This window comes from Acetobacterium carbinolicum (assembly GCF_047456275.1).
GTDB classification, from domain to species: Bacteria; Bacillota; Clostridia; order Eubacteriales; family Eubacteriaceae; genus Acetobacterium; species Acetobacterium carbinolicum.
On the sequence record NZ_CP173357.1, the window covers coordinates 96572 to 121942 of the forward strand.

Below are 25371 nucleotides of genomic sequence, written 5' to 3' on the forward strand. Positions count from 1 at the left end.
CGAAGAATTCAACAATCATCTTTTTACAGTAAGCGACTAATAATTCAAGTTGCAATAACGAACTGTGAAATAGGCGTCTCAATAAAAATAAAATTAACAAGGAGGACAACGGTGTTTAACAAGGCATATATTCCATACGGGGGGTATTTCAGCACACCATTTTGTAAATGGCAGGGAAGTCTTCAAAATGAAAATTCCATTAAATTGGCGGCCCAGACCGGTAAGCGTTTTTTAAAAGCAAAGGGTTTTGATCCCCAGATGATCGAGTTTCTTTATCTTGGTCATACGGTTATCCAGCCGGGATCTTTCTTTGGCGCATCCTGGGCAGCGAATGAAATGGGCTTAACCATTCCTGGGATGGCCATCAGTCATGCATGTGCGACTTCCACCAATACCATTTATTCAGCGGCATTAGCAGTAGAGATGGGCACCTTGTCAACCGCATATTGCATGATGACGGATCGGATTTCTAATGGGCCACATATTGTCTGGCCAAATCCACAAGGTCCGGGCGGGGAAGTCGTGTCGGAAAATATCAACATGGACAATATCAACCGCGATCCTTCAACTGGCTTTGGGATGCTGACCACAGCAGAGAACGTGGCCAGAGAAGGCGGATTTACCAGAGCAGAAGCGGATGAAGTAACCTTAATGCGATATCAACAATATGCCGATGCTCTGGCCAATGATCGAGCATTTCAGAAAAAGTATATGTTTCCGATTGAGCTGAAATCAAGAAAAAACACCCTGATCATCAGTGAAGACGAAGGCGTTGCCCAAACAACCAAAGAAGGTCTGAAAAAACTACGGCCGGTTGCTGAAGATGGGATTCATACCTTCGGTTCCCAAACACACCCGGCTGACGGGAATACCGGGATGATCATTACTACCAAGCAAAAAGCAGCGGCATTAAGCATCGAAAAAGTAACGGTACAAGTTGTTTCTTACGGTTTTAATCGAACAAAAAAAGCATTCATGCCAGCGGCTCCGGCCGGTGCCGGACAAATGGCAATGGAAAAAGCCGGGATCGGCATTAACGATTTGGTCGCGATTAAAAACCATAGTCCCTTCATCGCAAATGACCTTCATTTAGCAAAAACACTGGGGATTAAACAAACCCGGATCAATAATTATGGGACATCATTGGTATTTGGTCATCCTCAAGGTCCAACAATTGCAAGACTATTAATGGAAGGCATTGAAGAAGCGGTTATTAAAGGTGGCGGTTACGTATTGGTCTGTGGATGTGCAGCCGGAGACTCCGCTGCTGCAATCATTGTAAAAGTTGGCTGATTTTAGTGCACATAAAAATCTGCCTTGAAGCAGGAAAAGTTTAAAATAATAATCAAAAAGAGCATCAATACATGGTATAATTTTGATAAATAGTGACTGTAAACGACTTCGGATCGAAATGGAATTATTGAGAAAAAGAGGAGCAAAAAAATGAGCTATTCATTTGCTGAACGTCAAAAATATAATGATTTGATGGGAACATACGTGACATTATCTTATGACTCTTTTAGTATCGTAATCCATAATAACCAGTTTATGAACCAGGACCACATCGAATTTCCGCACAGTCATGATTTCCATGAACTTTATTATGTGCTAAATGGCCAAATGGTCGTAATCTGTGATGGCGAAGAATTAGAACTACAGAAACATGACATCCTTTATTTAGCCCCCAATGTTGAGCACCATATGAAAACAGATAGCTTTTATGGAAATGACAGATTTTTGATCACTTTTGAAATAATAAAAAACAAATGTGATGACAGTAAAATGACCGCGTTGGAATATCAAATTGATGAATTGGATCGATACTTAAAAAGCATTCGTAAATACGCGATTTCAAGCGATACAAATGGTGTAATGGCGTTGATTGATGATCTTTGCAACGCGTTTCTAAGTCGCCAGCATTTTTATTATTTAAAGCTTCAAGGACTCCTCTCATTGATCGTAATGAGTATGATTCAGAATATGCTTACGGGTAAGGACGACGGGTTAAATGACCATTTAAAATATGAAAACAGAGCACTTCTGATGACAAAATATATTCATCGTAACATAAGTGAAAAAATAACACTTGAAAAAATGGCGATCATTTTTCACACAACGCCCCGGCATGTTAACCGGATATTTAAAAAGTATTTCAATACATCTTTTAATAAAACCTTGATTGAAATCAGATTGGGATATGCCAAAAGATATCTTGTTGAGTATGATTATTCAATTGAGAAAATCTCAGAGCTGATCGGATTTGATTCAGTCAGGACACTCTACAAACTATTTAAAGAAAAAGAGCGCGTTAGTATGAACGCATATCGTAACATGTATTCATGTAAGTCAAATTTTTCTAAGGAGAAATAATCATGTGGAAAACAATCCGAATTAACTCAAGTAACAATACCGTTAAAACTGAAAACTACAAAGATGCCTATTTGGGCTTGGGCGGGCGAAGTTTAATTGCACAATTTTTAATCGATGAGGTGAACCCGAGCTGTGATCCTCTGGGTGAAGAGGCTAAACTTATCTTTTGCACCGGTATGTTTGCCGGCAGTGGACTGGTTTGTGCCGATCGACTTTCGGTTGGGGCTAAAAGTCCGCTGACCAATGGTATAAAAGAATCAAATGTCGGGGGAAGTGTGGCCGGTGCGTTAGCCGGACACAATATCCGCGCGATTGTGATTGAAGATATTCCTAAAGAGGATGCGGCAATGCAGTTTGTTCTGATTCAATCAAGCGGAACGATCAGTCTGGAAGATGCGTCATCATATGAGGGGATGAACAATTATGAATTTGTGGAGCAGATGCAAAATAACTATGGTGAAAAGGTCTCGGTAATTTCCATTGGTCGGGCGGGAGAACGGCTGTACAAGAATTCTTCTTTGCAGGTAACGGAATTTGGCACCAATTATCCGTGTCGGGCGGCCGGCCGGGGTGGCTTGGGATCTGTTTTAGGTTCCAAACGGATTAAAGGTATCGTCATTCAAAAAGCTACTGAAAAAAATACGCTCGAATTTGCGGATCAAGAACAATTTAAAAAAATCAAAAAAGAACTCAATCAAGCGGTAATTGAATCGTCAAAAACAAGCCCTTTTTCTTTAGTGGGAACGGCTTCGACCATTGATTTAGTGGGCCCTGCAGGGATCATCCCGACACACAATTTCACGGGCACGATTTCTGAAAATATTGAGAATTTAAAATCGGATAAGTTCCTGGAATTTGTCAATAAGAATGGCAAGAACAAGCATCCCTGTCAAGCGGGGTGTTTGGTTAAATGTTCAAATATTGTCAATGACGATGATGGAAACTTTTTAACCGGTGGCTTTGAATATGAAACCATTGCGCTCTGTGGTCCAAATTGTGATATCTATGATTATGAAGCCATTGCAAAAATGGACCGGATGTGCGATGATATTGGTCTGGATACCATTGAAACAGGCGCAACCATCGCCTTGTGTATGGAAGCTGGAATCATCCCATGGGGCGATGCTATTGCAGCGTTGGAATTATATCAACAAATTTCTGATGGGACGGAGTTGGGGAATTTGCTTGGCCAGGGTACAGAGCAAGTGGGCCGGCATTTTAATAGCAAGCGAATCCCAACCTGCAAGAATCAGGCCCTGCCTGGTTACGATCCGCGCGGTTCAATTGGTACTGGTTATACCTATGCAACAACGGCGATGGGAGCGGATCATACCGCGGGAATAACCCTGGGTCCGGATGATCCAAGCGATGTCGATGGGGCAATTGCAACGTCCAACATCATGCAGCATATCTTTGCCATGGCGGACAGTATGACTTGTATGATGGCGATGGCAACCTTAGGTGGTCAACTTGATAAGGTAGCTGAGTTATATAATGCCCTATACGGGAAGAACTTAAGTCCCGATGACCTCTTTGCAGCTGCCGATACGACCTTGCGGTTAGAAAAGGAATTTAACAAACAGGCCGGCTGGAAACCAGAAGATAACGTCATGCCGGAATTTTTCAGAAATGAGGCATTACCGGCAACCGGCAGAAAATTCGATATTCCGGTTGAATTGCTAACAATGAAAGCAACAAAATGATCGTTTTTAATAATCAGGAATTTGATGCGATTAAAAATATAACACTTGCGCAATTTGTTGACCTAATGAAAGCGCAACGCGTAATCGAAAATACGGCCCTCCTTATCACTGTCAATAATGAGTTGATCACGCCTTCGGCAGTGCATACCAAAATGATTAATGATGGCGATGTTATTAAAACGCGCAATTTACCGATGGGTGGATAAGTATGAATAAATGAACGTGCTTAGAAATTCGAAGGTAAGCATAAACACTCGCAAGAGATATACATTTAATTAAAAAAAGAAAGGTAATTAATATGATTATTATTGGAGAGAAAATTAACGGCTCCATCCCGGCAGTGAAGGATGCCATTGAAAAACGGGATGCTGCATTTATTGCAGATCGTGCGATCAGACAGGCAAAAGCCGGTGCAGATTTCATCGATGTTTGTGCCAGTACAGCCCCGGAATACGAAATTGAAACCTTGAAATGGTTGATGGAAGTGGTGCAGGATGCGGTTGAGACACCCCTCTGTATCGATAGCCCCAACCCCCGGGTCATTGAAGCAGTATTTAAATATGCCAATAAACCGGGCATGCTCAATTCCATTTCCGAAGAAGGGGACAAGTGTGACGTCTTGCTTCCGCTGATGGCAGGAAACACGTGGGAAGTGGTGGGACTCACCTGTGATAATAACGGGATTCCCAATGATGTCAAAACAAAGGTGGATATCACAAAAAGCATGGTTGAAAAAGCAGCCAAATACGGCATCACACCGGATCGGATTCATATCGACCCCTGTGTGATGGCGTTATCGACGGCAAACAATTCGCTACTAAATTTTGTAGCTGAAATCAAAGCAATCAAGGAATTGTACCCCAACATCCATGTAACCGGAGCGATTAGCAACATTTCATTTGGTTTACCGGTGCGCGGACTGCTTAACAAAACCAGCATTGCATTTGCAATACAGGCCGGGATGGACTCGGTCGTAATGGATCCTTTAAACCGGGATATAATGGGAACCATCTTTGCAACCTACGCACTGCTCGGACAGGACAAACACTGCCGAAAATACAGTAAAGCCTATCGGGCCGGTCAAATTGGTCAAGTATCGAAATAACGTGTTTATCGGAAAACCCAACGGGATTGGGGGAGCATTGATTAAATGATTTGAGACTAAAAAGATAATCCAGTACCGACAATTGTTACATCATGTTGTCCGCATCGGAGCGGACACGGTATCACCTGTCCGATTCTGCGCGAAGGCAACGAGCCAATCACAAGCTTGCTTGTAGTTGGCGACTGCCCGCGACCAATACGAAAGGAGCACAGCGGATTTCGTATGGTGCGGCGAACAACAGATTAACAATTGGTCGGTACGGTAGTTTATCGACAACCTCAGACAGGCCCTTTGGGCCTGTCTTTTTATGAGTGTGCACAATTTTTTAGTTTTGGTGAAAAATAACGCGACGTTTATCCAAGGCAAAGTAGAGGACAGAGCCCAAGACCATACAGGAAATCACTTGCCCAAGACCGACCGTTGCCATCATCACCGGGATCGGTAAAGGGACGCCGTAACTGTATTTTAGAACAAAGGGTACGATGATCATATTGACCACAACCGGGGGGACGGTGACGAGAAGCGGATATTTATGATTTCTCAGCTGATAACTGAGACTCGCCGCAATGAGGGTTGCCAGGCTGCCAAAGACAATATCAATGACGGTAGCGCCGATTAAAAGATTACTAAGCAGACAGCCAAGGAAAAGGCCAGGTATGGCTGCCGGAGTAAAAACAGGCAGAATACAGAGCATTTCGGAGAGCCGAATTTGAATTTCGCCGCTGGCCAAACCCATTGAGTTGGACACAAAGGTCAGCACCACGTACATGGCGGCAATAACCGCCGCCTGGGTAACAAAGAGAACACTGATTTTTCGCATAAAAAAAACTCCTTTAGTTTTGTTTTACGTGTGGAAGGTCACGAACACACGAAGAATGGCCGAGAAATAAATCTCGCTCGTTAACACTATAGCGGATATCTGAATAAAAAGCAAGAGAAAATGTCTGATTTCAGACATTTTCAAATGCCCAAGAGTGGCTTTAATTACGGGGTAGACTTTTTCGATAGGTTTCATAATCCCGATAAACTTGTTTGGAATAGTCGAAACACCAGTTAACGGCAGCGTGATCAAAACCATCGCCATCGCCTAAATACCCATTGATCCAGTTGGCAAAGGGGCTTTGCACATGTGCGCGAGCCAGCGCGACGCCGCAATTAATGACATATTGCTTAAACGTCTCAAAATCAAGTTCAGACAAATCAACCGTGCCTTTCATATCGCGAAACTGACGGACGTAGAAATCCATCCCTTCAGCAGCAGAAAAATATCCAAGAAAGGGATCAGAGGCAGCCTGGAGAATTTGTTGATGGCTGACCACCCGATAGCCGTTGCCTAAACCATGCGTCATGGTATTAGGGGTGGTGAAATTTTTCTGGCTGTACTTAGTGATTGCGGAGTCGTTTGCCTGCTTGATCTGCAAAACGAGATGGCTTTCGTCTTCGCAGGTCAGCACCAGCAGGTAACAGCGGGTTCCGATACTGCCAACCCCGACGATCCGCCTGGCAATATCGGTTAAAACATGCTGGGACAAAAGTATTTCAATATCGGGACGAACGGTTTTTAAATACTGTCTGAAATAGGATTCCACTTCATCAATCAGTTTCGCATCTAAATGAGTCGTAATCGGCGGATTTTCGATAAAGGTACGGCGGCCAAAGGGATCGGTTTCGGTCATTTTTGAAATGACCTGGTTGGATGTTCTTTTTTTGGCTTTTTTAATGATTTTCTCAAATTCTTCCCGGGAGGAGTCGGAAAAACTCTTAAGAAAAAGTTCCTCATCGCCAAGGATAAAGTAGCGCTCAAGGGAGGTCATATCGGACATCAAGTCCAGACCTTTGCGGTAGAATGCTGCGGTTTGAAGTACCGCTTCCCTTGTATTTTTGGTGTCAAAGCCCAGTTCATGGGCACAGAGAATAATACTGGTGATCAGCCGTTTTAAATCCCATTCCCAGGGGCCTGGAGCTGCCTCGTCAAAGTCATTGAGATCAAAAATCAGGCGTCGCTCCGGAGAAGCGTAAAACCCGAAATTGCCAATATGGGCATCACCACAGATGGTCACATGAATGCCGGACTGAGTCTGACAGGATAAATCATGAGCCATTAACAGGGCGGTCCCCCGGAAAAAGGCAAAGGGCGAACCGGTCATTTTTTGGTGGCGAAGGGGGATCAGTTCAGGGATGCGAAAATAGTTTTGACTTTCAATGATGGCAACGGGGTCACGGTCGACTGGATGAAAAACAGATTGGGCCGAAAAAGGTACTTTTTCCCGAAGCGCCCGACCACTGTTTCGATTCATTTTCTTAGTGGGAATCTGCTGGTTCTTGGTTAAACCGACGATCATGCATTAACCTCCTGATAAAGATTGATTTATTTACTTTATTTTAGTATGATTATATCAATGCCAGAATAAAAAACAAGTAGGCAGAAAAATATAATTAAGATAGACGGCTGATTAAATACGTAAAAGGATAGACTAAATGGATAACGAAGAGAAGTTTCTTGCACTAGAAGAACTCATTGGGAAGACCCCCTTATTAAAAATTAATTTTCTATATAAGGGTCAAGCCCGGAGTGTTTATGCCAAAGCAGAGCATTATAATCTCACTGGCAGTATTAAAGATCGGGTGGCTTTGCACATCCTAAAAAAGGCTTATGAAAAGGGTGAAATCCATGAAGGGGAAACCATTGTTGAAGCCACCAGCGGCAACACGGGGATCGCGTTTACCGCCGTCGGGACCTGCTTAGGACACCCGGTGGTGATCTACATGCCAGATTGGATGAGTGATGAACGAAAAAATCTGATTCGGAGCTATGGTGGTGAAGTTCAGCTGGTTTCTAAAGAAGAAGGTGGCTTTTTAGGGAGTATTGCCCAATGCGGTGCTCTGGCTGCCAAAGGTAACGCCTTTCTGCCCTGCCAATTTTCCAATGAAGAAAATACCGAGGCTCAGTATGAACGGACGGCCCCGGAAATTGATGCCCAATTGTCAGCGTTTGGAGTAATCCCCCAGGCGTTGGTTGCCGGTGTCGGAACCGGGGGAACAGTGATGGGATTAGGCCGATATTTTAAAGAGAAAAATCCAGCATTTAAGGCTTATCCCATGGAACCAGCAAGTTCGCCAACGCTATCAACGGGATATCGGGTGGGTAGACATCGCATTCAGGGAATCTCAGATGAATTTGTACCTGATCTGATAAAACTGGATGAATTGGACGATATTATAGCAGTCGAGGATGGCGATGCCATCATTATGGCCCAGCAGCTATCCAAAGAATTGGGTTTAGGGGTAGGGATCTCATCGGGTGCCAATTTTATCGCCGCCATCATTGCCCAGGATTTATTAGAAGATCCGAACGCGGTGGTCGTCACCGTCTTTGCTGATGATAACAAAAAATATTTAAGCACCGACTATGTTAAAGAAGAAAAAGTAAAATCGGAGTTTCGATCAAAAGATGTTAAGCTGCTGGATTTTGAAGTGAAAAAATAAGCGTTGCAAAAATAATAGTGAAAGTAGATGAGGGCTGAAATGGAATATGTTAATGTTACAATTGAAAAAACCAAAAAAATCGCTTTAATTGCCCATGATGGGAAAAAAGCCGAGTTATTGGACTGGGCTTGTCGCAACAAAGAAATATTACAGCGGCATCATTTGTGCGGAACGGGAACAACCGGAAGTCTTATTCAAGAGCAAACGGGATTGCCGGTGCAGATTTTTAAAAGCGGCCCTTTTGGTGGTGATCAACAAATTGGGGCGCGCATTGTGGATGGTAAGATTGATATGCTGATCTTTATTTGGGATCCCCTGGAAGCCCAGCCCCACGACCCGGATATTAAGGCCTTGCTCAGGATTGCCACGGTTTATGATATCCCGGTGGCCAATAATCTGGCAACGGCTGATTTTATCATCCATTCCCGTTTTATGAATGAAGAGTATGTGCATCCGATAGAGGATCAGGTAAAAAAAATGAAAAATAGATTGGTAAGTGTATTAAAATAGAAAGAGGAAAAAATGACATTAAGTTATAAGCCCCAGGGCGTCTGTGTTCGCAACATTCAATTTGATCTAGCGGGTGATGTAGTCAGTAATCTGGTTTTTGAAGGCGGTTGTGATGGGAATTTAAAAGCTCTGGTTGTGCTGCTTGAGGGAAAATCGGCAGATGAAATCATTGCGATGTTTAAGGGGCAGACCTGTGGGAAAAAGCCCACCTCCTGTATGGATCAGCTGGCCATTGCCCTGGAAGAAACTCGAGAGGAAAAAGCATGAACGGACAGAAAAGAAGCGACGTTAAGGTTGGTGCATTAGTCGAGATTGTTTTAAAGGCTGATCAGCGCAGTGGTAAGTTGACTTCGGGCCGGGTTGGTAAACTGCTCACGAAAAGCCCTACCCATCCCCACGGGATCAAGGTGATGCTCACCGACGGTCAGGTCGGCCGGGTGGCTAAGATAGTAGAAGAGCCAAAATAAAAAAAGCGTGCCATCTGCAGAAGAGGCACGCTTTTTTAGATCAAGTTTTTATACTAAGGCTTTACAGGAATCAGCTTCTCACTAAAGTTTTTGACAAAATCATCGAATCGATCCGGTGCTAACAGCAAGATGCGATTGGGTGTTTCTACCAGGATGGCGGTATTGCCGTTGACAAAGACCGCGGCTTCGGTACCGTTTTGCAGCAGGAAGATGCCTTCCCGGTAAGCTCTAGTTTCGGTACCGACCACCTTTTTGGCAATGGTGTACTCGGTCTGATCCAGACTGACCATCTTAGCCGAAAGAATATCGGCTTCGGGATAGGTCTCGAAGGTAAAACCGGTGGGTAGTCGGAGCGACAGCTCATTATCCTTAACGGTGATGCCGGCAACCAGGGGAACCACAATAAAGATACCCAGGATAAAAATAAGCACAAGACTGCCGACGATCATTTCTTTAATGGCATTCCCCCGCAGCTCGGCATAGGTTTTATAGGTATAAATGGCTTTCCAGAGCAGCAGCCCGGCAATAGCCAGAAGCGCAAAAAAAAGCGGATTAATGGTGTGTAAAATAGAAACGAAATACATCATGTTGTATAAACCACGGTTCTGCCCAAGGGGGAACCGATACCCTTCGTTAAATTAATTTTGTCTTTTCATAATGAGAAAGTTCCAATCTGAGCTCAGAGGGGACTTTCTTTTTAATTACTCCGATTTGAACACTGTAATAATAGTAATTGTAGTATTCAATTATCGAAAAAGCATAAAGGATCAGGCCGAAAATGTTCATGGTCATAAAAAAGGTGTCAGGCTTTAAAATCAGCAGGTACAGCAGATAAAGCGGGTATAGGCAAAAGAAAGCCAAATCCAGTTTTTTAAGCACTGAAAAAAGCGGCATTATCCAGTCCATCGGGTCGCTGGGATTATCCACGAGCTGATAGCGATAATACCAGTATCCGGCGCTTTGAAGGATAATAAAGATCAGCACCCCGCCGGGGATCAGCAGGCGTAGATCGAGGGGTTGACCGGTGGAGTCGGTGAGCAGATACATCAGCATCCCGCAGACCAGGGCGGTGACGAGCTCGCTCATATATAAGCGGTTCAGTTCTTTTTTTGTTTTTTCGGTCATCTAAAGCTCCTTGTCAATTTTAGGCGGTGGGGGAAGTTCAGCCACGATTGTTTTACTGTGTTTTATAAAAGTGTCCAGACGCTTACGGTTAAAGTAAAGTACGGCAATCAGAACAGCATAGATGGCCACTGCAATAATAAACTGGGTGGGGCTGTCATCCATAATTCCAGCACCGATCATGGTATTGATAAAAACACTGGGGGTTCGAGCTAACAGGACGATCAGGATAAAGGTTTTCAACGGCATGGTTGATAGACCGGCGATAAAACAAAGCATGTCATCGGGAAAAAGCGGAAAGAGAAAAATCAGAAAAAGAACGGTGTTGAGTTTTGATTCTTTAATATGATCATATTTTTCAATCAGTTCCGGACTGACAAAGCGCACAACAAATGGCCGTCCAAATCGTTTGGCCAAAACAAAAACGATAATCGATCCGGTTATGGTACCGGCAGCACTGATCAGAAAGCCACCAATAGTGCCAAAGAGGGCGCCGCCAACCAAACCAATGGTTCCTCCGGGGATGGGAGCAATGATGATTTGGAGCAATTGCAACAGAAAAAACGCCAGCGGTGTCCAGATGCCAAATTGTAAAAGAAAGCTCTGCAAGGTGTCAAGTGTTGAAAAAATTTCCATTTCTTACCTCGATTTCTTTTAATCATTTTAGCATAAAACCGGCAGATCTACACCATATTTTGGGGATCTGCCGGAAGTAAAATAATTATTTAAGAAATCAACGAGCGGTAGAATTGGCGCGATACAAAGAATCAGACCAACCAATTATTGAGCATGGCATATCCTACGGTTTAATATTTCTCAGTCTCAAAATCAGCCCAGGGGATCGCCACCGCCGCGCCGTGATTGATGATGTCATCAACATGCATCAGCAGCGGAAAATCTTTGAGTTTAATGCTGCCCCGTTCGGCCAGACGCTGGACGTAGCGGGCCGTGCGGGTGGCAATAACGATCGATTCCAGGGTGACGCCTTCCAGTTCGGCGATGGCTTTTTTAAAAGAGATGCCCCGCCCCAGAAGCGTGCCGATTTTTCGGGTGCGCCCGCCAAAAATGGTGACGTATAGGTCGCCAGCACCATAGATAATATTTTCTTCGCCGCCGTTGACAATGGCAAGTAACTGTTTCATTTCTTTAATGCTTTGTCCAAAGAGTGCCGCCTGGGAATTATAGTGTTCTTTACCAGTGTCATCGGGACCAAGGGCCAGACCGATTGCCAGGGAAACCCCCAGGGCATAGGCGTTTTTAAGGGCTACTGCACATTCAACCCCGACCACATCGGTGGATAGACTGATGTGATAATAATCGGTTGAAAAGAGTTTTTTAAAGCGTCGTAGAATTTCCATATCGGTACCGCAAAAGGCTACGGCCGAGTGATCCTTGTCGGCCAGTTCATAGCTGGTGCAGGGGCCGCCGATGGCATTAATGGAAAGTTTCTTTCCCGCCGGCAGTTTGCTTAAAAAGTAATCGGGGTAGGTAATCATCGAACCATCCTCTAAATCAATCATTCCTTTGGTGACCGAAAGCAGCGGAACAGAGTCGGGGATCAGCGGCAGGATTGTTTCACAGAACCAGTCCACACCAAAACTGCTGACCCCACACAAAACGGCATTGGTGCCATCCAGCGCCAGCTCCACATCTTCGAGCTGATAATACTTGATTCCCTCTTTGGGTAACTGGCGTTTCAAGGTTGGATGAAAACCGGTTAGTTCAGCAGAATCAATAATGTCCCGATCCAGGTGAGTACCCACCAGGCGGACTTCATGGCCGTTTTCTGTGGCCGGAAAAGACAGGGCAGAAGCCATTTGTCCGGCTCCCACAAAGGTAATAATACTCATAATAAATCTCCTTTTCTAAAAGTTTAGGTTTTGTTCAGGCCAACGGCATCCCGGGAAGCGGAGAGGGCGTCGTAAAAGACCACTTCATTTCGCATAAAGGCACTCAGGTAGAGGATATCGATGATGGTTAGCTGGACTATCCGGGAGGCCATCGCTTCGGAATGGTATTTTTTGTCGTTGGTGGAGCTGGATAAAAAGATATCCGCCTGCTGGGCCAGGGTTGAATTTTCAAAACTCGACAGGGCGATGATCTTGGCCTGGTTTTTTTTGGCAATGGTAACGGTGCTTAACACCTCCAGGCTTTCACCGGTATGGGAGACGGCAAATAAGACGTCATCAATGGTGGCATGGGAGGCAATAATATTCATAAAATGGGGGTCGGGATAACTGCAGACATTGAGCCCAATTTTTACAAACTTATGCATCGCATCCATGGCAATGGAGGCCGAGGCACCAACACCGAAAAAAAGTATCCGTTTAGCGGCCAGCAAGATGTTTAGGGCTTCTTCAATGACCTCATTTTTTAGGGAATGTTCCAGATCATTGATGGCAGTGATGGTATGGCCGATGACTTTTTTCTTGATCGTATTGACGTCATCATCCCCAAGAATCTCCTCAATGATGCTTTCGGAAGGCGTGTCTGAAAACTCTTTAGCCAGATTAATCCGAAAAATTTGATAGGAACTGTAGTTAAGCTTTTTTAGCAGTCGCATGACCGTGGTTTCGCTGGTATGACATTTTTTAGCCAGCTCGGTGATGGAAAGCAGCGAAACCGTATCGGGATGATCTAGGATGTAATTGGCAATCACTTTTTGGGTGCTTGAGAATAGGTTATACTTTGTGCGTATTTCAGTTAACAATGATGGCAACGAGAGAGCCTCCGTTCTTTTTTCTTATTATACGTTAAAAAAAACACTTTGACAATTACCGGAGACTTAAAAAAGTTAATAATTGACGCCAATCATATTGACAGCGTTGGTTTATGGTGTTAGAATGAGTTTAAATCCAACGGTAGTAGAAATTTGATAGTAAATTTCAAACGGTATGCGTTTTTTTATGGGTAGTTCGAAAAGCTGCCAATATTTTTTAGACGCAAAGAAAAGGGTTACATTGCTTAAAAAAGCGATTTAAAGCCATTTTTAAATTCACACCAACGTTTTAAGGAGGAAAGAATGAAAGCTGTATCTATGTATAAACCAGGCGACTTGCGGGTGGAAGAGGTTCCCCTGCCGATTGTTTTGTCGGATGAGGTAATGGTAAAGGTTCGGGCCGTCGGTCTGTGTGGATCTGATATTCCCCGGGTACTGACCTATGGCGCCCATGTTTCGCCGATTATCATCGGTCACGAATTTTCGGGAGAAATCACCGCGCTGGGTGCGGATATTAAAAACTTCAAGGTTGGCGATCGGGTGGTGGTTCCGCCACTCATTCCTTGTTTTGAATGCGAATGGTGCCAGAAAGGCATTTACTCACTCTGCGAACACTATGACTATTATGGGTCCCGCCGCAATGGTGCCCTGGCAGAGTATGTAGCGGTAAAAGAAGGCAACCTGTTAAAAGTGCCTGATCATGTTTCCTATGAAGATGCGGCAACGATTGATCCATGTGCCAACGCTTATCACGGTTTGGCTCGGGCTAATTTTTTACCAGGCGATTCGGTTTGTGTGGTAGGCACTGGACCGATTGGTTTATTTGCTGCTCAATATGCCAAACTGGCTGGGGCATCGCAGGTGATTGCAGTGGATGTCTGGGATGAAAAATTGGAGATTGCCAAAAAAGTCGGTGCCGATGTTACCATCAACTCCCTAAAAGAAGATGCCGTAGCGGCGGTTATGGAAGCCACCGCTGGAAAAGGCGCCAATATCGTCATTGATTTTTCGGGCGCACCCGCGGCTCAAAAACAATGTATTCTAATGGCCAGCAAAATGGGCCGGGTTGTTTATCTGGGGATTTCCCACAAAGGACTGGATCTCAGTGAAAAAGAACTGGATACCTTAATGCGAAGCCAGTTGAGTCTGATCGGTTCCTGGAATTCGTTTACCAAACCCTATCCCGGGGAAGACTGGACCGAATCCTTAAAAATGTTTGCTGAAAAAGGCATGACCGCTAAAGACATTATCAGTCATCGTTTACCGCTTGATGAAGTGCCCAACGTTTTTGCTGAAATAGCCAAAGGTGGTTATTTCTACAATAAAATAATGTTTTATCCATGGGGGGAGAATTAATGAACACAGAAAAGTATTTTATGGGTGTTGACACCGGAACACAAAGTGTCAGAGTGATTGTAACAGATATTAAAGGGGCGGTAATGGCTGGAGATGAACAGGTTTATGAAACCTTTTATCCTCAGGCTGGCTGGGCCGAACAGAAACCGGCCGACTGGTGGAATTGTTTTAATGTAGCGGTTAAAAATGTGATGTCGTCACTGACAAAAGAAGTACGCCATAACATCCAAGCGGTCAGTGTCTGCTCTACCTCATCAACGGTCATTCCGATTGATGACAAAGGCAACCCATTAGCCGATGCGATCATGTGGATGGATACCCGGGCCAAGAAAGAAATGAAAATCATCAATGACACCAAACACCCTGTTTTAGAATACTCCGGTGGAGAAGATTCAGTAGAATGGATGCTTCCCAAGGTGCTGTGGATTAAAAACAATCAAAAAGAAATCTATTCTAAAAGCTATAAAATTATTGAACAGTTGGACTGGATGAACTACCAGTTATGCGGGGTTTATGCCACCTCGATTTGTAATTCAACCTGCAAATGGAATTATATTAAGTGTGAAGGCGGTTGGAACGGCGAATTCTTTGAACAGATTGGTTTGGAAGACTATGCCGAAAAACTGGTTCTGGATGTGAAACAAGTGGGTGATTTTGTGGGCATCATCAACCGCGAATTTGCTGATCATTACGACATCAACCCGGAAATGAAGGTTGTTCAGGGCGGGATTGACGCTCATATCGGGATGCTTGGTTTAGGTGTTGCCAAAGAAGGCAAGCTGGCCATGATCATGGGGACCAGTTTTGTCCAACTGGCCTTTTCCGAAAAGAAACTGAATCTGAACGGAATTTGGGGTCCTTACAACAATGCCATCGTTCCCGACCAGTGGTTATTAGAAGGTGGCCAAATTTCGGCCGGTTCGATTATTAAATGGTTTATGCGGGAATTTGATATGAGTTCCCATGAAAACCCCTATGCCTATATGAATGAATTGGTAGCCAAAATTCCTGCCGGCTCGGAAGGTCTGGTAGCTCTTGACTTCTTCCAGGGAAATCGGACTCCCTACAAAGATGCCAATGCCAAAGGGGTGATTTACGGCTTAACCCTGAGTCATACCAAAGCGCATATTTATCGGGCCCTGCTAGAATCCGTAGCCCTTGGGACTAAAAATATCATCGATAACTTTGAAGCTCAGGGTTGTCCCATCAACATCATTGTAGGCTGCGGTGGGGTCACCAAAGATGCCACCTGGATGCAGATCATCGCTGATGTCACTGGCAAGCCAATTGTTGTCACCGAAGACGCCAGTGCCAGTGTTCTGGGCTGCGCCATTGTCGCGGCAGTCGGTTCCGGCACTTATGCATCCTTTGATGCGGCAACGAAAGGCATGGTCAGAGAAGCGTATTCGGTACAGCCCAACAAAGACCTGTACGCAACCTATCAGGGTGTCTTTGATACCTATACCGAAATCTATGAAAAGCTCAAAGACACCATGGCCAAATGAGTGGTTGGATTAGTTTAGCATGATAACGTAGTACCGACAATTGTTACATCATGTTGTACGCATCAGAGCGGACATGGCATCGCCTGTCTGATTCTGCGCGCAGGCAACGAGCCAATCACAAGCTTGCTTGTAGTTGGCGACTGCCCGCGACCAATGCGAAAGGAGCAAAGCGGATTTCGCATGGCGCAGCGAACAACAGATTAACAATTGGTCGGTACGGTAAACTAAGATGAAGCACATCATTGATTTACGAGAATTAGGAGAATGAGAATGACAAACAAGGAAATTTTAAGCCATATTGATCACACACTGTTAAAACAATTTGCCACCTGGGAAGAGATTACGGTGATCTGTGACGATGCCATCACCTATGAAACCGCGTCGGTGTGTATTCCGCCGACTTATGTAAAAAAAATCAAAGAAACCTACGGCGATAAACTCAATATTTGTACTGTTATCGGTTTCCCGTTGGGTTATAACACCACGGCCACCAAGGTTTTTGAAGCGGTTGAGGCGGTTAACAACGGGGCCTCAGAAATTGATATGGTGATTAATATCACTGCCCTGAAAAACAAAGACTATGAAGTGGTTCAAAATGAAATTGCCGAAATTAAACAGGCCATCGGCGACAAGATCCTCAAGGTGATTGTGGAAACCTGTTTCCTGACCGAAGCCGAAAAAGTGACGGTCTGTAAGCTGGTGACCAATGCCAAAGCCGATTACATCAAAACTTCCACCGGTTTTGGAACCGCCGGGGCAACCATTGAAGACATTCGCTTATTTAAAGCCAATATCGGCCCGGCTGTAAAAATGAAGGCTGCTGGTGGGGTTAAATCCGTGGATGATCTGATTGCCTTTATCAACGAAGGCTGTGCCCGCATCGGAACCAGTTCTGCTGTTAAACTGTTAAAAGGTGAAACGGCTGGCAATTACTAAAACCGCTTTAGGCGATTTATTTAGGAGTAGAGTATTAAAGTTACCGATAGTATCCAGCTTAATCTTTGCCACTGACAAAATGGCTGACAAGCTTTTTCATGATTATTTTTTAAAACCAAGAAAGTATCCCAATAGTCTGTATTGACGGTCGGGATACTTTTTTACGTGGAATAAAAGGGTGTGAAAGAACAAATCCTAGGCGGTTACAGTGCTTTAGATCGGATAGTGTTGTTTAATTGTTTAGAATTAGATTAAGAGAGCACTGAATATGAAGAGACTTTTTATATCACTTTTATTTATTTACAAACATATTTTTTAGTTAAAAACAAAATTATACATAACAAAACGATGTTATAATAAATGTAAAATAACTATTGATTTTGAAATATATTTATTGTATTATGAATTAATTGAAACTTAATATAGCTAAATTTTGCTTAGCGATCGATTAAATATAAGAAAGGATACCCGATGAAATCATTAATTAATTGGGAAGAACTTCTGTCCCTGAAGACCGCCCAACATGGGCCAAAACCAGGTTCAGATTATGACCCCGGGGTATTTTGGGATAAGCAGGCGCCGATGTATGATCAAATGGCAAAGATGGAAAAGGCCTATACCCGTCTTCAGATCGATGCCATTCCGACAAGTCAAACGGATACGGTGTTGGATCTTTGTTGTGGACCGGGAAGAGTCACATCGATGATTGCCCCTCGGGTTAAGCAGGTGACAGCCGTTGATGCATCCCCCAAAATGCTGGAGTATTGTCAGATGAACTGTGAAGCCTTAGGCATATCAAATGTCACCACTCAGTTGATGAACTGGAACGATATTGTTCTGGATGACACGGTAAAAAAGCACGATATTGTTATTGCCTCACGCTCTGTCGCCATGCAAGATATCAAGAAGCTAAATCAACTGGCAAATAAGGCCGCGGTTATCATTTGCTGGGCGAATGGTCCCCATATTCCGGTTATTCTGGAAGACATGTTTAAAAACACCAGTGATACGCTGTCAAATAGGCCAGGTGATTTCCGAAATGATCGAAGACTCGGTTATAATGTTACTTTCAATATGGTCTACGATCTGGGCTTGGACCCCAATATTTCAGTGATTGATGATGGGTTTACAAAAACTTATCCTTCATATGAAGCGACGTACGCTGATTTAAGACAATTACGGCCTTTTGCGGATGATAAGCTTCCTATTTTCAAATCAAATCTGGAAGCCATGTTAACGAAAAACAATGATGGAACAGTTACCTTTTTAATACAAACAAAAAGTTTTGTTTTGTGGTGGCGACCCAAACACATTGATGAGATTAATAATTAAACCGCTAATATGTAGCGGGCAGCGGTTATGCAAGGGCCGGATACATAGGGAATCTTATGGAGGTGTTTTTTGAAAGATACTGCGGTACAAAAAAAAGCCCGGCTATTCCAAATCGATTGGTCCGCTCAAAAAAATTGGATTATCGGTATAGTCTTGATTGTAACTATCATTCTGGTTGCGGGCATTTCGCTATCGTTCGGGGAGTATAGTATTCCTCTCGATCAAATCAGGGATTTATTCATCAGCCAGATCACTCAACGCCCACTAGATGCCGCAGATCAAAAAGCCGCGACAGTATTATTTTTAATTCGAATTCCCAGAATTATATTGGCGTTATTAGTGGGAGCCGCACTGTCGGCCTCCGGGGCGGCCTATCAGGGTGTATTCAAAAATCCAATGGTATCACCAGATATTCTGGGTGTTGCCGGAGGTGCTGGCGTCGGTGCCGCGATTGCTTTATTATTGGGATTTCCAACAATTGGGGTACATCTATTATCATTCTTGTTTGGCATTGGCGCAGTATCTTTGGTGTTAGTGCTTTCAAAATTGGTCGGGAAAAGTCAGGGCACCCTCTTGATTATGGTTCTTTCTGGGGTGGTTATTTCGTCTATTTTTTCAGCATTAACATCATTGATTAAATATCTGGCTGATGCTGATGATAAACTGCCCGAAATCACCTTCTGGCTGATGGGCAGCTTTGCCCGATCGGGCAGCTATCAGAATATTTTAATTATGGGTTTGGTGCTGATTATTGGAGGGATACCCCTCTTATTGTATCGTTGGCAAATGAATGTTCTGACTTTTGGTGATGAAGAAGCCCAATCATTGGGAATTGATGTCAGAAAAACGCGATTAGCCATTATTTGTTGTGCATCGCTGTTAACCGCATCTTCTGTTTGTCTTTGTGGAGCAATAGGCTGGGTCGGATTAATCATGCCACATATAACGCGTATGCTGGTGGGACCCAATTACAAGGTGCTTCTGCCAATCACCTTACTCAGTGGGGGCTTGTTTATGCTGATTGTGGATAATGTCGCCCGTTTAATTGTTCCCGGCGAGCTGCCAATCGGGATTTTAACCGCCCTGATTGGTGCGCCCTTGTTCATTTATATGTTATTTAAGGGAAGACGTGATTGGTCATGAAGCTTGAATTGAACCACTTGCAATGCAGCTATGGTGAGAAAATTATCGTCAACGATTTTTCAGCAACCATCGAATCGGGAGAAATTTTTTGTTTGCTGGGACCCAATGGGATTGGAAAGACAACCCTCTTTAAGACAATTCTACGATTCCTGCCGATTAAAAAAGGCACCATTACAATTAATGACCAGGATATTTACAGCTATTCAAAAAAGGATTACGCCAGGCTGATTGGTTATGTCCCGCAATCGCATACCCCGCCGTTTGCCTATACAGTGATGGACGTGGTCGTAATGGGCAGAACAGCCCACATGGATGCCTTTGGATCGCCGGGTAAAAAAGATTATGACTTTGTGTCCAAGCTTTTGGAGCGGCTGGAGATCGCTGATCTTAAAAACCGAAAATACACCGAACTTAGTGGTGGTGAACGGCAAATGGTTCTCATTGCCAGAGCTTTGGCACAAGAACCGGTTTTTTTAATGATGGATGAGCCGACCTCCAATCTTGATTTTGGCAACCAGGTAAAGGTTATTCAAAATATTAAGGATTTAGCCAAGCAGGGGTTAGGCGTTATCATGACCACGCATTCACCAGACCATGTTTTTCAATGTAATGCCAAGGTGGTATTAATGATGCAAGACAAACGCTATCTGGTGGGACACGTATCGGATATTCTCAGCGAAACCACGCTGACGGATACCTATGGTGTTCATATCGCCATCTTAGAAGATCAATATCAGGACCAGTCCTTTAGCTTTTGTCAGCCAATATTTGAGAGTAAACCATATTGATGTGGCAATAATATTGCCGCATCAATTAACAAAGAAAGAAGGAAATAAAATGAAAAGAAAAAGATGGTTAAGTACCGTTGTTGTTATGGCGGTAGTCATTTCGCTTTGCCTTGGAGGCTGTAGTGTTGGAGCATCAAGTACGGTTTCCAGCACCCGAATGGTTACCAATAGCGAAGGGGTAGAAATTGAAATTCCAGCGCAAATTACCAAAGCCGCTCCGGCGATTGGTGCATTTGCGCAAATGACTGAAATTGTCGGGGGACCGGGGATGATTTCAGCTGCCGCAACGGATAATATTTCAGATTACTTTAAAACCGTATTCCCGGATTATCTTGAAAGTAATTCGAATAATTATGATACGGGTTCCATCGAAGGTGTTATTGCTTCAGGTACCCAGGTTGTTTATGGACCAGACAGCGTTTATTCAGATGAGCAAGTAGCGCAGCTTGACCAGGCCAAGATCCCCTTTGTTGCCATTAATAATATAAAAAATGTTGAGGGAATGTGCGAGTCATTTAAGATTATCGGTGAAATTTTTGGCGAAGATGGCGTCAAAAAAGCGCAGGACTTCGTTGATTATTATCAGGGAAATATTGAAAAAGCAGAGAAACTGACGGCTAAGGTTGATCCTGCAAATAAGGTAACCATTATGAGTCTTCGCTATGCAGGAGGAGCCTATTCAACCATCAATGGACAAGATATTTGCAATGAATACTTTGAGTCCGCCGGCGGGATTAATGTGGCTAAAGATTATACCAATACCACTTCCGGTACCGGCTTATCCGTTAACACGGAACAAATTGTAGCCTGGAACCCGCAGGTGATTATGGCCTTTACCAAATCGGCAAAAGACGCAATTTTGAGTGATCCTACGCTGGCTGATGTTGCTGCTGTTAAAAACCAGAAGGTTTACGTTTGCCCTTATGGTGTTTATAACTGGTCAGTAAGAAGTGGGGAAGGCGCCATGTTGCCATTGTGGCTGGGAACGATTATGTATCCGGATTTGTTTGCAGATACTGATATGAAACAGGTCGTTTCGGATTTCTTTAAGAGCTACTATGGCTATGATATTTCCCCTGAGGAAATCATGATAGTTTTGGCTGGGAGTTCCAAATAGGCAGGTTTGTTTTTGAAGGAAGGCAATCGATGTTTTAAATCATTCAGCGTTTTGAGACACTTGGATAAAGGCTCAGACGACTAATTTATGTTGTGTAAAGAAGGGATCATGCAAAGGCGGAGGGTGATACGCTATTTTGCATGATCCCTTTTTTAATGTCCTGAAAGCGAAATATTAGGTGGCTAAATCCCGCCTACTAAAGGCCACAAAAGTTAAACCGAAAAAAATCAGGGTAACGGTCAGTAAAATTGCGGCAGAGTTAAAGGAAAGCTGATCATTGATCATCAAAGCGGCCCCTTCAAAATACTTAAAAGGCGTAAAGATCGTAAGAAACGCCAGCTTATCATATAAATCAACAACCACCGATAAGAGAAAGAAACCCATGACCAGGCCGGATGCGACAGCGGTTGCTCTTTTGGTATTTTTTAAAATGGCACCAAACATGGCTCCCAAAGCGAGAAAGAATAGCTGGAGCATAAAAAGTGCCAGCATCGTGAGGGAAACCTTGTCAATTAAGCCATCGCCATTGTTGTGCTGAGCAATGAAAAAAACCGAAGCGGCAAAGGTCACCATGTTAAATATCAGAATATTGACAACGCCGGCGAGCAGCTTGGGGCTGATCACCTGAAATCGGCGAATTGGTTTGGTATAAATAAAATCAGCACAGTGATCCCGTTCTTCCTTGGATACCACGACTGCCCCAAACATTACGGCATGGACAGCAGCCAGTAGCATAAAGTAGAGAAAGAAGACCGAATAATATCCGGCAACCTTACTGATATCCACCGAGCCGAGACCAAAAACGACCATTATCTCTTTGGGAAAAGCATCAAACAGGGCATTGATGTCCACCTTGGAATCGGCAAATCCCTGATATTTCATCATTCCGGCAAAGATAATAAAAACCTGGGCACAGCCCCAGATGATCAACGACTTAAGATTGGCTTTCATTTCTTTTTTAAACACATTCATTGGTTATGCCTCCTTTTGGGTTAGATCGATGGTAAATCTTTTCTGGCAAAAAGCTTATAGGTTAAGAAGATAAACAGCCCCACCAAAACAAACCATAACAGTAAATTCAGTGAATCGTAGTTCATGCTTTTGGTTATTTCCGAGAGATTAAAATAGTCAAAAGGTGACACCAGTCCAAGCGTTACATCTTTTAATGTTTCATTAAGCAGGTGGATAATATAAAAAATAATGACCACGCCCATACTAATGGGTAAAACGGTTCGGATTCGTCTTAAGAAAACGGACACAAAGAGCCCCAGGCTGGCAAAGAAAACCTGAAGAAAGAGTAAACTCAGGGTAACCAGGGTAAAGAGTTTAAAATCATAGGATTCAGTGCCAAGCACGGTCACCAGAATCAGAGCGGTTGTAAAAACGACGGAATTGGTAATCAGAATCTGAACCAGCACGGCCAGGATTTTCATGGAAATCACCCGGTTTCGGCTGACTGGTTTGACAAATAAAAAGTCTCCGGTTTTTTCCCGGACTTCAGCAGAAATAACCGAAACGCCGAGGTTCATGGCCTGGATGGCACCGGCCAGCAAAACATAGGTCAGGGCAAATTGATAAAAACTCAGGATGCTGGAAAGATCCAGGTCGGCAACCCCTGCCGCTTGTTGAAATTCAATGGGGAGGCTGTGAAAAACCTTCTCAAATTCTTCCAATTGGCCGGAAATAGACGGATAAAGCAGCATAAAAAGGCTTAAAATTCCAATTAGCGAGATACACCAGATGACCAGTGCGTTTCGGCCCATCCGCAACTCCTGTTTTAGGATGTTCATGGCAGCTCCTCCTTCTGGTAATAGTGCATAAAAATTTCCTCAAGACTGGGTTCCTCAACCAGTAGATTTAAAAGGTTCTGTCCCTGAAGCCGCTCAATTATGCGATTAATATCCCCTTTAAATAAAAAATGGAGGGTGTTCTCGCTGACCGTTAAATTGGTAACCCCTTCCAGGTTAAAGTGGTGCACGTCAATAATTCCCTTATAATCCAGGGTGAATTTTTTATAATTGTGCTTTTGCATATCCCGGATATTTTCGACGCGAACAATGGTGCCGTCCTTGATGATGGCAACTCGGCCGCACAGCTTTTGAACCTCAGAAAGAATGTGAGAGGAGAATAAAACCGTGGCACCGTTCTGGTTTTCCGCCTGGATCAGGTCAAAAAATTTCTGTTGCATCAGTGGGTCCAGACCTCCGGTAGGTTCATCCAGAATAATCAGTTTGGGTTCATGGAGCAGTCCCTGAATAATGCCAACTTTCTTTTTGTTTCCGTAGGACAGGTCGTCAATGCGCTTATTTAAATCAAGATCCATGACTTCAGCCAAACTTTCGATCCGTCGGTAGTCCACATTTTCATAAAAGCTGGCCGAATAATTGAGCACTTCGCGAACCTTCATATGTTCATAATAAAAAACCTCTGAAGGCAGGTAGCCAATGTCCCGGCGAATTTCATTGCCGTACTTAATACAGTCCTTACCGAAAATTGTAGCCGAACCGCTGGTCGGATGAATCAGCGATAGCAGGGCCCGAATCGTGGTAGATTTACCAGCTCCGTTGGGACCAATGAAACCGAAGATCTCACCTTCTTCCACAGAAAAGGATACATTTTCGATGCCTCGATGTTTTCCATAATATTTTGTCAACTGATTGATTTCAATTATATTCATGCAGATCCCCTTCTTTCACGTTTAATCAGATAAATTACTAGGATTTTATTAGTTTACCCGAATACAGAGAAAATAAACAGCAGCAGGAAAGGGGAAGATCAGCAAAAAAACGAATATTTTTGTTAGAAGTCCTGTTCCGGGGGAATATAAAAAAAATAGCTAAAAACAAAAGATAAAAAACAGGAGGCGAGTACGTTGAAAAAGGAAGAAACAAGAGACCTGATTCTGAATATATTTAATAATCGTTATACCTGCAAGGGTTACGATGCCGATAAAAAAGTTAGTGATGAAGATTTTACGGTGATTATGGAGGCGGCGCGGCTGTCGCCCAGCTCAATGGGGCTGGAACCCTGGAAATTTGTGTTACTGAATAACCGGGTGATCCGCGAGAAAATTAAGCCCTTCGCCTGGGGTGCGGAGGTCAGTTTGGATGGAGCCAGTCATTTCGTCCTGATTCTGGCCAGAAAATCCGTTGATCTCCAACCGGACTCCGACTACGTGGAGTATATAATGAACGATATCCAGCATTTTAGCGACGATTTGAGACAGGCGCGAAAAAATAAGCTGGCGAGCTTTCAGGCGGACGATCTGAAAATCGTCGGAAATGATCGGGCCTTTTTCGACTGGGCCGGCAAACAAACCTACATTCCACTCGCAAATATGCTAACCGCTGCCGCCATGCTGGGAGTCGATTCTACCCCCATGGAAGGCTTTAATACTGAAAAGGTGGAAGCGGTTCTGGTTAAAGAAGGCATTCTTGACCCGGTCCATTTTGGGTTGTCCTGCATGATTGCCTTTGGTTACAAAAATAGAGACCATCGTCCTAAAACAAGAAGAAAAATAGAAGAAATTCTGGAAACCATTGACTAAAAGTAAACCAATCATTATTCACAACTGACCGTGAGGCAAAGGTTTAATAATAAACAAATGATCAAAAAGTAAAAGTCGCTTCTCGACAAGTAGGAACTGAGCGCAAGGCGCACAGACTTTTCGGGGAGGGACTATTATTACTTAGGGCAATAAAAAAAGTGAGTT

At 43.7% G+C, this 25371-nt stretch carries 27 protein-coding genes; 17 read left to right on the top strand and 10 right to left on the bottom strand.

Translation table 11 applies throughout. The features are described 5' to 3' along the window. Positions 1–111: 111 nt before the first annotated feature. The 5 genes from ACIZ62_RS00455 (at position 112) to ACIZ62_RS00475 (ending at position 5178) form a co-directional block, all read left to right on the top strand. Positions 112–1293, top strand: coding sequence for a thiolase family protein (locus tag ACIZ62_RS00455; RefSeq protein ID WP_414151004.1), 1182 nt, complete (start codon positions 112–114; stop codon positions 1291–1293). Positions 1294–1443: 150 nt separating this feature from the next. Continuing rightward, complete coding sequence (locus ACIZ62_RS00460; RefSeq protein WP_322519233.1) at positions 1444–2370, top strand: AraC family transcriptional regulator; 927 nt, start codon at positions 1444–1446, stop codon at positions 2368–2370. A 2-nt stretch (positions 2371–2372) separates the two neighbouring features. After that, positions 2373–4073: an aldehyde ferredoxin oxidoreductase C-terminal domain-containing protein gene (locus tag ACIZ62_RS00465; RefSeq protein ID WP_414151005.1), complete on the top strand. Its 1701-nt coding sequence runs from the start codon at positions 2373–2375 to the stop codon at positions 4071–4073. Then, complete coding sequence (locus ACIZ62_RS00470; RefSeq protein ID WP_111888473.1) at positions 4070–4279, top strand: hypothetical protein; 210 nt, start codon at positions 4070–4072, stop codon at positions 4277–4279. Before ACIZ62_RS00465 ends, ACIZ62_RS00470 begins: the two co-directional genes overlap by 4 nt. A 92-nt stretch (positions 4280–4371) precedes the next feature. After that, entirely contained in the window at positions 4372–5178 is an 807-nt protein-coding gene (locus tag ACIZ62_RS00475; protein WP_414151006.1) for a methyltetrahydrofolate cobalamin methyltransferase, read from the top strand. 325 nt (positions 5179–5503) lie between these two features. Here ACIZ62_RS00475 and ACIZ62_RS00480 read toward each other — a convergent pair whose 3' ends face one another. Then, positions 5504–5998: a QueT transporter family protein gene (locus tag ACIZ62_RS00480; RefSeq protein WP_111888471.1), complete on the bottom strand. Its 495-nt coding sequence runs from the start codon at positions 5996–5998 to the stop codon at positions 5504–5506. Positions 5999–6158: 160 nt separating this feature from the next. Beyond that, positions 6159–7520, bottom strand: a complete 1362-nt coding sequence (locus ACIZ62_RS00485) for a DUF2252 domain-containing protein (protein WP_414151007.1) — start codon at positions 7518–7520, stop codon at positions 6159–6161. A gap of 136 nt (positions 7521–7656) precedes the next feature. On the opposite strand from ACIZ62_RS00485, the gene ACIZ62_RS00490 reads away from it, so the two are divergent. The 4 genes from ACIZ62_RS00490 to ACIZ62_RS00505 are packed head-to-tail and all read left to right on the top strand — an operon-like array spanning position 7657 to position 9641. Then, a complete protein-coding gene (locus ACIZ62_RS00490; protein WP_414151008.1) occupies positions 7657–8664 on the top strand; it encodes a PLP-dependent cysteine synthase family protein in 1008 nt (335 codons plus the stop codon). Between the two features lie 39 nt (positions 8665–8703). Next, the gene (locus ACIZ62_RS00495) at positions 8704–9174 is read left to right on the top strand and encodes a methylglyoxal synthase (protein ID WP_242988488.1); all 471 of its coding nucleotides are present in this window, start codon (positions 8704–8706) and stop codon (positions 9172–9174) included. A gap of 12 nt (positions 9175–9186) precedes the next feature. Then, a complete protein-coding gene (locus ACIZ62_RS00500) occupies positions 9187–9441 on the top strand; it encodes a TIGR03905 family TSCPD domain-containing protein (protein WP_414151009.1) in 255 nt (84 codons plus the stop codon). Continuing rightward, on the top strand, positions 9438–9641 hold the full coding sequence (locus ACIZ62_RS00505) for a YwbE family protein (RefSeq protein ID WP_111888466.1): 204 nt from the start codon (positions 9438–9440) through the stop codon (positions 9639–9641). Before ACIZ62_RS00500 ends, ACIZ62_RS00505 begins: the two co-directional genes overlap by 4 nt. Before the next feature lie 53 nt (positions 9642–9694). Here the strand turns inward: ACIZ62_RS00505 and ACIZ62_RS00510 are convergent, their stop codons facing one another. The 5 genes from ACIZ62_RS00510 to ACIZ62_RS00530 all read right to left on the bottom strand — a co-directional run bounded on the left by ACIZ62_RS00510 (position 9695) and on the right by ACIZ62_RS00530 (position 13482). After that, positions 9695–10228, bottom strand: coding sequence for a PH domain-containing protein (locus tag ACIZ62_RS00510; RefSeq protein WP_111888465.1), 534 nt, complete (start codon positions 10226–10228; stop codon positions 9695–9697). Positions 10229–10274: 46 nt separating this feature from the next. Then, entirely contained in the window at positions 10275–10766 is a 492-nt protein-coding gene (locus ACIZ62_RS00515) for a hypothetical protein (protein ID WP_111888464.1), read from the bottom strand. After that, the gene (locus tag ACIZ62_RS00520) at positions 10767–11399 is read right to left on the bottom strand and encodes a TVP38/TMEM64 family protein (RefSeq protein ID WP_111888463.1); all 633 of its coding nucleotides are present in this window, start codon (positions 11397–11399) and stop codon (positions 10767–10769) included. It abuts the gene before it with no gap. A 170-nt stretch (positions 11400–11569) separates the two neighbouring features. Continuing rightward, positions 11570–12613, bottom strand: a complete 1044-nt coding sequence (locus ACIZ62_RS00525; RefSeq protein WP_111888462.1) for an NAD(P)H-dependent glycerol-3-phosphate dehydrogenase — start codon at positions 12611–12613, stop codon at positions 11570–11572. 23 nt (positions 12614–12636) lie between these two features. Then, positions 12637–13482, bottom strand: a complete 846-nt coding sequence (locus ACIZ62_RS00530; protein WP_111888461.1) for a MurR/RpiR family transcriptional regulator — start codon at positions 13480–13482, stop codon at positions 12637–12639. 303 nt (positions 13483–13785) lie between these two features. Between ACIZ62_RS00530 and ACIZ62_RS00535 the strand changes: the two genes are divergently transcribed. From ACIZ62_RS00535 to ACIZ62_RS00565, 7 genes are all read left to right on the top strand, one after another. Further along, positions 13786–14838 (top strand): galactitol-1-phosphate 5-dehydrogenase, encoded by a 1053-nt coding sequence (locus tag ACIZ62_RS00535; protein WP_111888460.1) that lies wholly within the window; start codon positions 13786–13788, stop codon positions 14836–14838. Further along, on the top strand, positions 14838–16343 hold the full coding sequence (locus ACIZ62_RS00540; RefSeq protein ID WP_111888459.1) for an FGGY-family carbohydrate kinase: 1506 nt from the start codon (positions 14838–14840) through the stop codon (positions 16341–16343). The genes ACIZ62_RS00535 and ACIZ62_RS00540 overlap by 1 nt, the downstream gene beginning before the upstream one ends. 270 nt (positions 16344–16613) lie before the next feature. Continuing rightward, the gene (deoC, locus tag ACIZ62_RS00545) at positions 16614–17279 is read left to right on the top strand and encodes a deoxyribose-phosphate aldolase (protein ID WP_111888458.1); all 666 of its coding nucleotides are present in this window, start codon (positions 16614–16616) and stop codon (positions 17277–17279) included. Positions 17280–17750: 471 nt separating this feature from the next. After that, complete coding sequence (locus tag ACIZ62_RS00550) at positions 17751–18611, top strand: class I SAM-dependent methyltransferase (RefSeq protein ID WP_414151010.1); 861 nt, start codon at positions 17751–17753, stop codon at positions 18609–18611. Positions 18612–18680: 69 nt separating this feature from the next. After that, positions 18681–19754: a FecCD family ABC transporter permease gene (locus ACIZ62_RS00555; protein WP_242988487.1), complete on the top strand. Its 1074-nt coding sequence runs from the start codon at positions 18681–18683 to the stop codon at positions 19752–19754. Beyond that, positions 19751–20542 carry an ABC transporter ATP-binding protein gene (locus ACIZ62_RS00560; RefSeq protein ID WP_414151011.1) on the top strand — a complete coding sequence of 264 codons (792 nt, stop codon included), beginning with the start codon at positions 19751–19753 and terminating at the stop codon, positions 20540–20542. Before ACIZ62_RS00555 ends, ACIZ62_RS00560 begins: the two co-directional genes overlap by 4 nt. Before the next feature lie 49 nt (positions 20543–20591). Further along, a complete protein-coding gene (locus ACIZ62_RS00565; protein ID WP_414151012.1) occupies positions 20592–21659 on the top strand; it encodes an ABC transporter substrate-binding protein in 1068 nt (355 codons plus the stop codon). Positions 21660–21833: 174 nt separating this feature from the next. Here the strand turns inward: ACIZ62_RS00565 and ACIZ62_RS00570 are convergent, their stop codons facing one another. The 3 genes from ACIZ62_RS00570 to ACIZ62_RS00580 are packed head-to-tail and all read right to left on the bottom strand — an operon-like array spanning position 21834 to position 24336. Then, on the bottom strand, positions 21834–22631 hold the full coding sequence (locus tag ACIZ62_RS00570) for an ABC transporter permease subunit (RefSeq protein ID WP_111888454.1): 798 nt from the start codon (positions 22629–22631) through the stop codon (positions 21834–21836). A gap of 20 nt (positions 22632–22651) precedes the next feature. Beyond that, complete coding sequence (locus tag ACIZ62_RS00575) at positions 22652–23449, bottom strand: ABC transporter permease subunit (protein ID WP_414151013.1); 798 nt, start codon at positions 23447–23449, stop codon at positions 22652–22654. Beyond that, positions 23446–24336 (bottom strand): ABC transporter ATP-binding protein, encoded by an 891-nt coding sequence (locus ACIZ62_RS00580; protein WP_414151014.1) that lies wholly within the window; start codon positions 24334–24336, stop codon positions 23446–23448. The genes ACIZ62_RS00575 and ACIZ62_RS00580 overlap by 4 nt, the downstream gene beginning before the upstream one ends. 195 nt (positions 24337–24531) lie before the next feature. On the opposite strand from ACIZ62_RS00580, the gene ACIZ62_RS00585 reads away from it, so the two are divergent. After that, positions 24532–25206, top strand: a complete 675-nt coding sequence (locus ACIZ62_RS00585; RefSeq protein ID WP_322519221.1) for an NAD(P)H-dependent oxidoreductase — start codon at positions 24532–24534, stop codon at positions 25204–25206. Positions 25207–25371: the final 165 nt, after the last annotated feature.